The organism is Flagellimonas hadalis (assembly GCF_007785775.2).
In the GTDB taxonomy this organism is placed as follows: Bacteria; Bacteroidota; Bacteroidia; order Flavobacteriales; family Flavobacteriaceae; genus Flagellimonas; species Flagellimonas hadalis.
The window spans coordinates 1-11,538 of sequence record NZ_VNIK02000022.1 but is presented as its reverse complement, the minus strand read 5'-3'; the positions used below and the strand labels follow the sequence as shown (position 1 = coordinate 11,538).

The window sequence follows — 11,538 nt, the reverse complement described above, 5'->3', positions numbered from 1 at the left end:
TTAAGATTGTCAGATTAAGTCTTAACTATTACAGTTGAATATACAAGATCTAACCACCTGAAAATCTAAAGACCTACAGTCTTAGTACCCAAAGTCTGCTTTCAGCGCATCTATCTTTTCCAGGGCCATGTCCTTGGTCAAAAAGTCGATCTCCTGCATCTGGAAGGCTTTTTCAAACGTTTTGAACGCTTTTTTGGGCTCGCCTATCTCTTCATAGTATTCCCCTTCAAAATAGAAGCCCATCATGGTGTCTGGAAATTCCTTTTTGCACAGATCGGACAAGGGTTTCAGCGATTCGTAATCCTGCTTCTTCCGGCAAGCGGCATAGATGGCCATGATATCGTTGAGTTCCACAGGTTTTTGGAAGCCAAACAATTTTTCTATGGTGGTGTACCGGTTTTCCAAATAGTTGAACACGGGTTCTTCTGAGGCCAATATCTCCGATTTGTATTCGGCGGGGCTGATGGGCCTGAATATTTTGAAGACATTGTCAAAAGCCTTGCCGATACCATAGGCCACAATTGAGGTGTGGTCAGCATTTTCATATTCATCAAAGAAATAGTGCAGACTTTCCTTGGTGATGGAATTGATGCTGTGGTTCATCTGAAGGATACGCTGCCTATCGTCAGAAGGTTCTTTTTCGACGATCAGGTTATAGAAGATCACTTGGTCCAGTGCAGAAAGGCGTTCGGGCACCCGGTTTTCCATTTCGGTGGCCAAGGTGGGCGATATGCTCACATAGGAATTGAAGAGCGAACGGTCCTTGAACAGGTAATAATTTCCAAAATTGGCAGTGATGTCATACCCCACAAACATTTTGAAAGGGGCAATGTTGTAGCTGGTTTCCAAATAAGGGATGAGCTCCGTGCCCAAAAACTCATAGAACATCTTACCCTTATCGGAGGGCAGTCCCGAGATTTCCTCGTGGGCACAATCTTCCAGTCGGATATCGTTCTCGGCCTGTCCCACACCCACCACAATGACCTGGGGCATGCGGTCCAAACGGCTTTGGAACTTGGCATTGGCCACCACAAGGTCAAAAAGGTACTCGGCATCCAATACGACCAGCAATGGATATTTTTTTTCTTCGGAATAGTCCTCTGGAAAATAATAGGAGACGTTCCTTCTTTCCTGTAGTTTGAAGGATTCAAAGATCTCTTGTTTGACTTGGGCGCCAACATTGAAGCACACCAAGCCCAACAATAGGAATTGTAGTTTTTTGTTCATTGGTTAAGTTTTGTGCGGCTGGGGTTACCGATTTCTATTCAATAACGGTAATACGATGAAGGATATTGTACCGAAAACGACCACCATGAGGGTCTGCGCGATCCACATGATCCACCCAAAGGCATCCCCTGAAACAGAGCTGATGCCAAAGATGCCCAGGGCCGCGCTCACGGCAATGGGGTAGAGGCCTATTCCGCCATTGGTGGTGGACATGGCAAAGGCACCGGCCACAAACGCGACCAAAAGTTCGCTCAAGGAAAGGGACATGGTCTCGGCCACGGTATGCTTTATCACCCAGAACATGCCCACGTAGGCGACCCAGATGAAGAGTGTATGGAAAATGAACGGCCACTTTTTCTTCATTTTGAAAACGCTCAGCACACCATCTTTAAGACCGTTCAAAAATGTCTTGAGTTTGTGCACAAAGGGCGATTTGGATCTTCGGATGATGTACGTCGCCAAAAAAAGCCCCGTTATTCCCACCAAAAGTATACCCACGGCGCCTATGATGTTCACTCCTTTTTCCTCCAAAAATGCAAGTATAATGTCCGTTTGCAATACCAAGGTGACCGTTACGATGAGCAACAGCATCAACAAATCGATGACCCTTTCGGTGACGATGGTGCCAAACCCTTTTTCAAAGGGCACTTTTTCATAGGTGGTCAGTGCGGTGGCCCTTAGGATCTCACCGGAACGAGGTATCCCCAAATTGGCAAAATAGGAGATAAGGACAATGAGGATACTGTTCAGTGTCTTTGGTCTGTAACCAAGGGGCTCCAAAAGGTATTTCCATCGGATGGCCCTGGAGATATGGCTCAGGATGGCCATGACCACGGAGACGGCGACCCAAAACGGGCTGGCATTGGAAATGTAATGGATGATCTGTTTGCGTTCTTCGGGCGTGGTGGAACTGTAGGAATACCAGACCAAGAACAGCCCAAAGGCTATGGGAACAAATATCTTCAGGAATTTTTTAAGGGAGCTGCCCAAAATTAGTTGAGTAGATTGGTGGTCTCGTTCGGGAAGACCAACGACGGGTTGAACGCCTTTGCTTCCTCAATGTCCATCCAGGCGTAGGTGATGAGGATGAGTACGTCGCCCACGGCCACTTTTCGGGCGGCGGCACCGTTCAGTGTGAGTTCGCCAGACCCCCTGGGTCCGGGAATGGCGTAGGTCTCCAAACGTTCACCATTATTGTTGTTGACGATCTGCACTTTCTCGCCCCTGATGATGTTGGCCGCGTCCATAAGGTCCTCGTCAATGGTGATGCTGCCTATGTAGTTTAGGTCGGCCCCAGTGACTTTTACCCTATGGATTTTTGATTTTACAACTTCTACTTGCATGGTGCAAAATTATCAATTCAATCTTAGATTATCAATTAAGCGGACACCATCGGCATAAACGGCAATGAACGCCCTATATTTTTGGTCGCCCTGTTTTTTCAGCATGGGTGTCAGCGTGTCCTCATCGGCTATCTCAAAATACTCCAAGCTGAACACGGGATTTTTCTCAAATTCCGATTTTACCCATTGCCGGATGCCACTTGCACTTTCCGTGCCAAATTTTGATCTGGCGGTCAACAGTGTTTGATGGATGAACCCTGCTTCTTCCTTGGTCGTTTCGGAGAGGCGTTCATTACGGGAGCTCTTGGCCAGTCCGTTGGGCTCCCGTTCTATGGGGCAGCCAACAATGGCATAGGGCAGTTTTTTGATCTGCACCATTTTTCGGATGATCTGTAGCTGTTGGAAATCCTTTTCGCCAAAATAGGCCCTGTCCGGGGAAACGGTTCGCAGCAAAAGCTCCACAATGGTGCCGACACCATTGAAATGCCCGGCCCGGAACTCGCCTTCCATCACCTTGTCCAATCCATCAAAATTATAGGATTGGGATTTTACGGACTTGCCATAGACCTCTTCAGTGGATGGGGCGAAGATGACAATTTGATCGGATTCCCTTTGTAACAGCTCCATATCCCTCTGCAGGCTCCTGGGATATTTTTCCAGATCATCTTTTTTGTCAAACTGGGTGGGGTTCACGAAGATGCTCACAACGGCCAGATCGTTCTCCGAAAGTGCTTTTTCCACCAGCGAGACATGCCCTTTGTGCAGTGCGCCCATAGTGGGCACAAGCCCTATGGTACGGTTTTTTTTTCGCTCTCCCTCCAAGAAGGAAACCAGCTCCTTTTTATGGTCAAATACGTGCATGTCAAGGTTTGAAAGCGTGCAAAAATACTATAAATACTGGTAATCAGCATAATTTTTGTACTTTTGCAGCTACGTTTTTCAGATAAACAAAAGAAAGTGTTTATGAATGGTAAAAAGATATTGTTTGTATCTTCTGAATTAGTTCCATACCTCCCAGAGAATCCAGTTTCCTTAATGTCGTACGAAGCACCGAGAATGGTGAACAGCAATGGGGGGCAAATACGCATCTTCATGCCAAGATATGGAAATATCAACGAAAGAAGGCATCAATTGCATGAGGTCATACGCTTATCGGGGATGAACTTGGTCATAAACGACATGGATATGCCCTTAATCATTAAGGTGGCCTCCATTCCAAGGGAACGTATCCAAGTGTATTTCATAGACAACGAGGAATATTTTAAGCGAAAGGCGACCTTCAAGGATTCGGAAGGAAATTTGTTTCCGGACAATGACGAGCGGGCCATCTTTTTTGCCAAAGGCGTCGTGGAAACCGTCAAAAAGTTGAACTGGTCACCGGATATCATCCATGTGCATGGCTGGATGGCCTCCCTGCTGCCGTTATACCTTAGAAAATACTATGCCGACGAACCGTTGTTCGCGGACAGTAAGATCGTTACATCGGTCTACGGAAAGGGATATGAGGGCGAATTGGACAGCGAGATGATCAACAAGGTTTCGTTTGATGGGATCGACAAGGGCGATATTTCTTCCCTGTCCCATCCCGACTATAATAATTTGTTAAAGGTTGCCGTAGATTATTCCGATGCCGTTATTTTAGCCTCGGAGGATATGTCGGAGGATCTGAAGGACCATATAGCCAATCTTTCCAAACCCGTACTGCCCTATGTTTCGCTTCAGGAAGCAGAAGAGGCATACACAAATTTCTATAAAACGGAGGTTTTAAAATAAATTGCATGAGATTTTCCAGAATCATTAAAGTTTCAACCTTGGTTGGAACTTTGTTTCTACTGATGGCTTCCTGTGAAGACGAACTGAACACCTTAGGTGAAGGTGTCGTGGGTGGCGAACCCTTTACCACGGGAAAAGTTGAATATGGAGTTTTTGCCTACAATAAAGGGATAACCGCGGTACAGACCAATAGGTTGCCGCTCTACCAGTTGGGAACCTTTACCGACCCTATTTATGGGAAAAGGACGGCCAGTATCATTTCGCAGGTCACCTTGTCCACTCAGAACCCTACCTTTGGAGATCTTACCCAGGCTGCTGAGGACAATGCCGATTCTGACGACAGTGCATCCACGGTCAGGGAAAACGAAACGGTAAAGGAGGTCTACCTTTATATCCCTTTCCAGTTGCCCCCTTCGGGTGATAGTGATGGTGACGGGGTCGACGATGAGTTTGAAGATGGGGAGGATGTCAACGATCCCAATTCCGATTGGGACGGGGACGGTGTCACGGACAATCAGGAAAGGGTCATTGGATCCAACCCTTTCGATCCCAACGATGATGGAACAGGGGACGACTTTGTGGCCAACAACTATATCAAACGATATGATCTGGACAGTATTTATGGGGACAGGGCCGCAACCTTCAACCTAAATGTTTCACGGTCAAATTATTTTCTAAGGAATTTAGACCCGAATTCTGGTTTTCAGGAAGCGCAAGAGTACTATTCCAACCATGATTTTTCAGGTTTTATCGGCGAACTTATTGGCAGTGGTGAAGTTACCATCAGCAATGAGGACATCATTGTTTCCTATAAGGATGACGACCCAGAAACCGAAGATGTGGACGAATCTGATCAAATAGAGACAAAATTGTCCCCCGGAATCCGTATCCCGCTGAACAACGAATTTTTCCAGACCAATCTATTGGATATGGAGGGACGGCCAGAATTGCTGAACCACTCTAACTTCAGGAACTTTTTCAGGGGAATCCATCTTTCCGGGACAAATATGGAGGAGCTCATGTTCCTATTGGACATTACCGAGGCTACCATTACGGTCACCTATGAATATCAAGACTACGACACGGAAGAAGAGACCGTTGTGACCGCAGAAAAGGATTTTGTGCTGGGACTTATGATGAACACAAATTCCGGTGTTACAGGGAATGCTGTCAATGTCTTTGAAAATGAGGTGTTCCCAACGGATATTGCGAACGCAATGGACAATGGGGAAAATGCACCTAGGATATATGTGAAAGGTGGAGCCATGTTGGCAGAAATCAGGCTTTTTGATGAATTGGAAAACGGAGGGTCCCAGTTCATAGATCAGATTAGGGCCAATAATTGGATCATCAATGAGGCCAATCTGGTGTTTTATGTGGATAGGGAAACCTTGGATAATTCGGGAGGGACTGTGGAGGAGCCTCCCAGGCTCTATCTCTTCAATGCGGAGACAGGGTTCCCTCTGTACAATGCCGCTAACGAGGCAAACACCCCGAATACTACGCCAAACCCATTGAACTACTATACCAATCACGGAGGTGTTGTACAGAAGGAAGGCGGAAAAGGCATAAAATATACCATAAGGATAACGGAGCATATCAACAACATTATTGTCCGTGACTCCACCAATGCAAAACTGGCACTTACACTCACATCCAACATTTCATTTCCCAACGTGCAAGAAGCAGTAGGCAATGCGTCCGGCCAGGTGGACTACCCGGTAATGTCTGCAATTAGTCCTTTGGGAACAGTACTTTATGGAAGCAATGTGGCTTCTGGAGAAGCGGGAAAGAAACTAAAACTCGAGATTTTCTACACAGAGGCCAATTGATGGCTACCACTTAAAGAGGATTTTTGGACGTTCGTCGTTTTAACGTAACGTATGCATTGAATTTGCCCAAGAGATTTTAAATTTGATGATCATTATCCCCCAATAGTGGACATTAACTAAAAAAAATCTTATGTGTGGAATTGTAGGTTACATTGGCCATCGGGATGCTTATCCTATTATAATAAAAGGCCTGCAAAGGCTGGAGTATCGAGGGTATGACAGTGCGGGAATCGCACTTTACGACGGGGAAAACACCCTTCTTTCCAAGACCAAGGGAAAAGTCGAAGATCTCAAGCAAAAGACAGAAACTTCCATTTCAATTTCTGGAAAATTGGGACTTGGACATACCAGATGGGCCACCCACGGGGTACCAAACGACGTAAACTCGCACCCCCATTTTTCCAATTCCGGGGATTTGGTCATCATCCACAACGGTATTATAGAAAATTACGATTCCATCAAGCAGGCATTGATCAAGCGTGGCTATACGTTTGAGTCCGATACCGATACCGAGGTGCTGGTCAACTTGATAGAGGAAGTAAAGAAGAAAGAGGGAGTCAAACTCGGAAAGGCTGTCCAAATAGCACTGAACCAAGTGGTTGGCGCCTATGCCATTGCCGTTTTTGACAAGAACAAGCCCGATGAGATCGTGGTGGCCAAACTGGGAAGTCCATTGGCCATTGGCATCGGTGAGAACGAATATTTCATTGCATCCGATGCTTCCCCATTTATCGAATATACCAACAATGCGGTGTATTTGGAAGATGAGGAAATGGCGATTGTGCGGATTGGCAAGGAAATCAAATTGCGCAAGATCAAGGACGATTCCATTGCCTACCCGAACATCCTGGAACTACAGCTCAACCTTGAGGAAATTGAAAAAGGAGGGTACGAGCATTTTATGCTGAAGGAGATCTACGAACAGCCCAGGGCCATATTGGACACCTACAGGGGCCGTTTGTTGGCGGACAAGGGCATTATCAAAATGGCAGGGATCGATCAAAACCTGGAAAAATTCCTCAATGCCAACAGGATCATCATTGTGGCCTGTGGGACATCGTGGCATGCCGGACTTGTGGCAGAATACATTTTTGAGGATTTGGCCCGTATTCCCGTAGAAGTGGAATATGCTTCCGAATTTAGGTACAGGAATCCCGTCATCACCGAAAAGGATGTGCTCATTGCCATATCGCAGTCGGGAGAGACGGCCGATACCTTGGCAGCCATCAAACTGGCGAAAGAGAAAGGAGCATTTGTTTTTGGGGTATGCAACGTGGTAGGTTCATCCATAGCTAGGGAGACCGATGCAGGAGCCTACACCCACGCTGGCCCGGAAATTGGAGTGGCGTCCACTAAGGCATTCACCACCCAAATCACGATACTGACGCTAATCGCCCTGAAGTTGGCCCATGAGAAAGGAACCTTGTCACAGTCCAAGTACCATGAATACCTCACAGAACTGGAAAGCGTTCCCGCAAAAGTGGAGAAAGCACTTTTGTCCAACCCAATTGTTGAGGAAATATCCCATATTTACAAGGATTCGCCCAACTGTCTCTATTTGGGCAGGGGGTACAATTTCCCAGTGGCTCTGGAAGGAGCCTTGAAGCTAAAGGAAATTAGCTACATCCACGCAGAGGGGTACCCAGCGGCCGAAATGAAGCACGGCCCCATTGCCTTGATCGATGAGCAAATGCCCGTAGTGGTCATTGCCACCAGAAAGGGACACTATGAAAAAGTAGTGAGCAACATACAGGAAATCAAATCCAGAAAGGGAAGGATCATTGCCATCGTCACCGAGGGGGATGTATCGGTGAGGGAGTTGGCCGATCACGTGATCGAGGTGCCGGAAACCTCCGAAAGCCTTTCGCCGCTTTTGACCACCATACCCTTGCAGCTCCTGTCCTATCACATTGCCGTGATGCGGGGATGCAACGTGGACCAGCCAAGGAATTTGGCCAAGTCGGTCACCGTGGAGTGATTTTTTAAGACATATGTTCAAATAAAGGGCGCCAATATGGGCGCCTTTTTTATTGATACCGTATTTTTGGATATGGAATTTTGCCAAAAAAGTATTATGCATGCATAATTTTTTCCATATTTGTAGAAATCAAATGAAAAAAAATGTATCTTCCATCTAAGTTACTTAACAGATACTTAAACCAAATTTAACTCAAATTCAGAGCCAATGAAAAGACTAATGTTCATTTTCCTTATGCTGATTGGTGTGGTCTCGAATGCACAGACAACCGTCCAAGGAAAAGTAGTTGATGAAAATAGCCAGCCCATCCCTGGGGCCAATGTGGTCTTGGTGGGAAAAACCGAAGGGACCGTCACCGACTTTGATGGGAACTTCACCTTCAATACCTCACAGACCCCTCCGTTCCAACTTCGGATAACAAGTATCGGATTTTCGGATTTTGTGGCGAATGTCACCGCCAATAACCAGAACCTTTCCATTACCCTAGCTGAAGCCTCTACTCTATTGGACGAGATTGTTATCTCAGCGTCAAGGACTCCCGAACGGATTTTTGAGTCCCCGGTTTCCGTGGAGCGTTTTGGACTCAAAGAGATAAAAAACACTACCTCCGAATCTTTTTATGGAGGCTTGCAGAACTTGAAAGGAGTGGACATCAACACCAACAGTTTGACTTTCCAGTCCATCAACACAAGGGGTTTTGCCACTTTTGCCAACAACAGGTTCTTGCAGTTGGTGGACGGAATGGACAACACCGCGCCCGGGCTCAACTTCGTTTTGGGTAACTTGGTGGGGATGTCCGAACTGGATGTGCAGAGCGTGGAGATCCTTCCAGGAGCTTCTTCTGCCCTTTATGGTGCAGGAGCCTTCAACGGTATCCTTTTCATGAACAGTAAAAATCCATTTGATTTTCAAGGGATAAGTGCCTACGCCAAAGGCGGGGTCACGGTACAGGATGCCGCTGGGAGCAATTTTTACAAGGACTTTGGCATTAGAGCGGCCCACGCCTTTAGTGATAAGGTGGCTGTTAAGGCCAACCTATCGGTGTTGACCGGTGAGGACTGGCACGCCAACAGCAGAATGGACCTGAACAATCCCGGGGCCGACCGTTCCAATCCTGCTTATGATGGATTGAACGTGTATGGGGATGAAGTATCCACCAACCTGAACTTTGATGCTGCTGCAGGATTACCCACAGGTACTGTAGGCTCAGCAGTGATTTCCAGGACTGGATATGACGAGGCCGATTTGGCCGATTATGGCGCAGAAAGTGTAAAATCTGATTTTGCACTCCATTACCGACCCTTTGCCAATGATTTTGAAATCATCTTGAACAGTAGAATAGGTCGTGGAACCACCATTTATCAAGGGGCGAACCGCTATGCGGTGAGCGGGTTTACCATGCAACAGCACAAGTTGGAGATCAAGAACAAAAATTTCTTCCTTCGAGGCTATATTGTTTCTGAAAATTCAGGCGATGCCTATGATACCCGTTTTGCGGCCATCAATATAAACAGAGCTTGGAAATCTGATGTACAATGGTTTACAGATTATGCTTCTGCATACATCCCTACCTATCTTGGTGGGATCCAACAAGGAGGGCTGACCCCAGAGCAGGCATCGGAACAGGCACATATTGCAGGAAGACAATCTGCCGACACTGGAAGATTGATTCCCGGAACACCTGGATTTGAAAGTGCGTTCAACCAAGTGACCAATAATGGGGACTTGACCACCGGCGCCAAGTTTATCGATAAGACCAAATTCCGCCACATCAACGGGAATTACAACTTTGCCCATTTGATCGATAACTGGGCCGATCTGCAAGTCGGCGGCTCTTTCAGGGAATATGTGCTGAATTCCAACGGAACTATTTTTACCGATATCGATGGACCTATTTCCTATAATGAATATGGAGCCTATGTACAACTCCAGAAGAAATTCTTGGATGATCGGTTGAAGTTTACCGGTTCTGCCCGTTACGATAAAAACGAGTTCTTTGATGGATTTGTTTCGCCAAGGCTATCGCTGGCCTACACCGCTGGGGATAACAGAAACCATAATATCCGCGTATCGGTTCAACAAGGTTTCCGAAACCCGACCACCCAGGATCTTTTCATTGGGTTAAATGCAGGCCGAGCCATTTTGGTAGGTTCAGCACCCGCTAACTTAGATAGGGATGTGAGAACGTTCAATATTAGCCAAGCAGCACAAGATAATTTGGGTCAGCCTGCCACTGTAGAAATTGTGGGCCGTGCTGCCTATGAAAATGCATACTCTACCAGCTCATTACAGGCCGGTGCTCCTCAAGCAGTGAACACACCCTTGGTGAAACCAGAGGAAATCACGGCTTTTGAAGTGGGTTACAGGGCCCAAGTAAATAGGTTTACCATTGACTTGAGCGGATATTACAACAGCTATTCCGATTTCTTGGCGAACACGACCACTGCTGTTCCGTTCTATGGAGAAGCTGGGGATGGAGGACTCTCCCTATTGGCGCTTCAAAATGGGGATTATCAAATCTACCAGACCTATACCAACTCTGATGCAGCTATCAATTCGTATGGAGGGACAGTGGGTGTGGACACTAAAATTGGCAACTTTGACCTAGGTGTCAATTACACCTTTGCTGAGTTAGACATTGATGAAGGAAAATACCCAGATTTAAGGACCAATTTCAACACTCCAAAACACAAGGTAAAAGCCTCTTTTGGCAATGCGGCACTTTTCAAGAACTTTGGCTTTAATGTGAACTACAGGTGGAGCGACAGTTACTATTGGGAAGCATCCTTCGCCGATGGCGATATTCCCGCTTTTACCGTATTGGACGCGCAGATCAATTATTCCGTGCCTAGCATCAAGTCGGTGTTCAAAGTGGGCGGTTCCAACTTGTTGGGTGATGAATATTTCAGTGCCATTGGTACAGGTAACGTAGGGTCCATTTACTATGTTTCCTGGGCCATCAACCCTTAAACAACAAGTTTAAAATATATAGAAGGGCACTGAATTTTTCAGTGCCTTTTTTCTTTTCAAAAAAACAAAAAATCGGTTTCTTAATAAAAAGGGAAAAGCATATCTTTGCAGCCGGAAAAAAAACGGTTTTTTTCTGTGTATTCAATTAAAAATAAACACACTAATGTCTAAAGTTACAGGTAAGGTTGCCCAAATTATAGGCCCGGTCATTGATGTTGAGTTTGAATCGGGGACGGTGATTCCACGAATTTACGACTCCCTTGAGATTACAAAAGCCAATGGCTCCAGATTGGTATTGGAGGTACAATCGCATATTGGCGAAAATACCGTAAGGACCATTTCCATGGACTCAACAGATGGTTTGAGTAGGGGAGTTGAGGTAGTTGCTACCGGAAACCCCATACAAATGCCCATA

Annotated in this window: 8 protein-coding genes and 1 pseudogene; 5 read left to right on the top strand and 4 right to left on the bottom strand. The window is 46.2% G+C overall.

What is annotated here, in order from left to right; genetic code table 11:
• Positions 1-81: 81 nt before the first annotated feature.
• Genes FOT42_RS17705 through panC form a run of 4 tightly spaced genes read right to left on the bottom strand, consistent with a single transcriptional unit; the run spans position 82 to position 3,431 of the window.
• Entirely contained in the window at positions 82-1,227 is a 1,146-nt protein-coding gene (locus tag FOT42_RS17705; protein WP_151891769.1) for an alpha/beta hydrolase, read from the bottom strand.
• A gap of 24 nt (positions 1,228-1,251) precedes the next feature.
• Positions 1,252-2,217, bottom strand: a complete 966-nt coding sequence (locus FOT42_RS17700; RefSeq protein ID WP_151891768.1) for a lysylphosphatidylglycerol synthase transmembrane domain-containing protein — start codon at positions 2,215-2,217, stop codon at positions 1,252-1,254.
• Between the two features lie 2 nt (positions 2,218-2,219).
• Complete coding sequence (gene panD / locus FOT42_RS17695) at positions 2,220-2,570, bottom strand: aspartate 1-decarboxylase (protein WP_151891767.1); 351 nt, start codon at positions 2,568-2,570, stop codon at positions 2,220-2,222.
• Between the two features lie 12 nt (positions 2,571-2,582).
• Positions 2,583-3,431: a pantoate--beta-alanine ligase gene (panC, locus tag FOT42_RS17690; RefSeq protein ID WP_151891766.1), complete on the bottom strand. Its 849-nt coding sequence runs from the start codon at positions 3,429-3,431 to the stop codon at positions 2,583-2,585.
• 102 nt (positions 3,432-3,533) lie between these two features.
• Between panC and FOT42_RS17685 the strand changes: the two genes are divergently transcribed.
• The 5 genes and pseudogenes from FOT42_RS17685 to FOT42_RS17665 all read left to right on the top strand — a co-directional run.
• The gene (locus FOT42_RS17685) at positions 3,534-4,343 is read left to right on the top strand and encodes a glycogen/starch synthase (protein ID WP_151891765.1); all 810 of its coding nucleotides are present in this window, start codon (positions 3,534-3,536) and stop codon (positions 4,341-4,343) included.
• A gap of 5 nt (positions 4,344-4,348) precedes the next feature.
• A complete protein-coding gene (locus FOT42_RS17680) occupies positions 4,349-6,175 on the top strand; it encodes a DUF4270 domain-containing protein (protein ID WP_151891764.1) in 1,827 nt (608 codons plus the stop codon).
• Positions 6,176-6,305: 130 nt separating this feature from the next.
• Positions 6,306-8,153 (top strand): glutamine--fructose-6-phosphate transaminase (isomerizing), encoded by a 1,848-nt coding sequence (gene glmS, locus FOT42_RS17675; RefSeq protein ID WP_151891763.1) that lies wholly within the window; start codon positions 6,306-6,308, stop codon positions 8,151-8,153.
• Positions 8,154-8,360: 207 nt separating this feature from the next.
• A complete protein-coding gene (locus FOT42_RS17670) occupies positions 8,361-11,123 on the top strand; it encodes a TonB-dependent receptor (RefSeq protein WP_151891762.1) in 2,763 nt (920 codons plus the stop codon).
• A 163-nt stretch (positions 11,124-11,286) separates the two neighbouring features.
• Positions 11,287-11,538, top strand: a pseudogene (locus tag FOT42_RS17665) (F0F1 ATP synthase subunit beta); the annotation flags it as partial.

Excerpts from the sequence above, each read along its gene's own strand:
- FOT42_RS17705 (WP_151891769.1), bottom strand. The coding sequence starts at position 1,227 with ATGAACAAAAAACTACAATTCCTATTGTTGGGCTTGGTGTGCTTCAAT.
- panD (WP_151891767.1), bottom strand. The coding sequence starts at position 2,570 with ATGCAAGTAGAAGTTGTAAAATCAAAAATCCATAGGGTAAAAGTCACT.
- glmS (WP_151891763.1), top strand. The coding sequence starts at position 6,306 with ATGTGTGGAATTGTAGGTTACATTGGCCATCGGGATGCTTATCCTATT.
- FOT42_RS17680 (WP_151891764.1), top strand. The coding sequence starts at position 4,349 with ATGAGATTTTCCAGAATCATTAAAGTTTCAACCTTGGTTGGAACTTTG.
- FOT42_RS17670 (WP_151891762.1), top strand. The coding sequence starts at position 8,361 with ATGAAAAGACTAATGTTCATTTTCCTTATGCTGATTGGTGTGGTCTCG.
- panC (WP_151891766.1), bottom strand. The coding sequence starts at position 3,431 with ATGCACGTATTTGACCATAAAAAGGAGCTGGTTTCCTTCTTGGAGGGA.
- FOT42_RS17685 (WP_151891765.1), top strand. The coding sequence starts at position 3,534 with ATGAATGGTAAAAAGATATTGTTTGTATCTTCTGAATTAGTTCCATAC.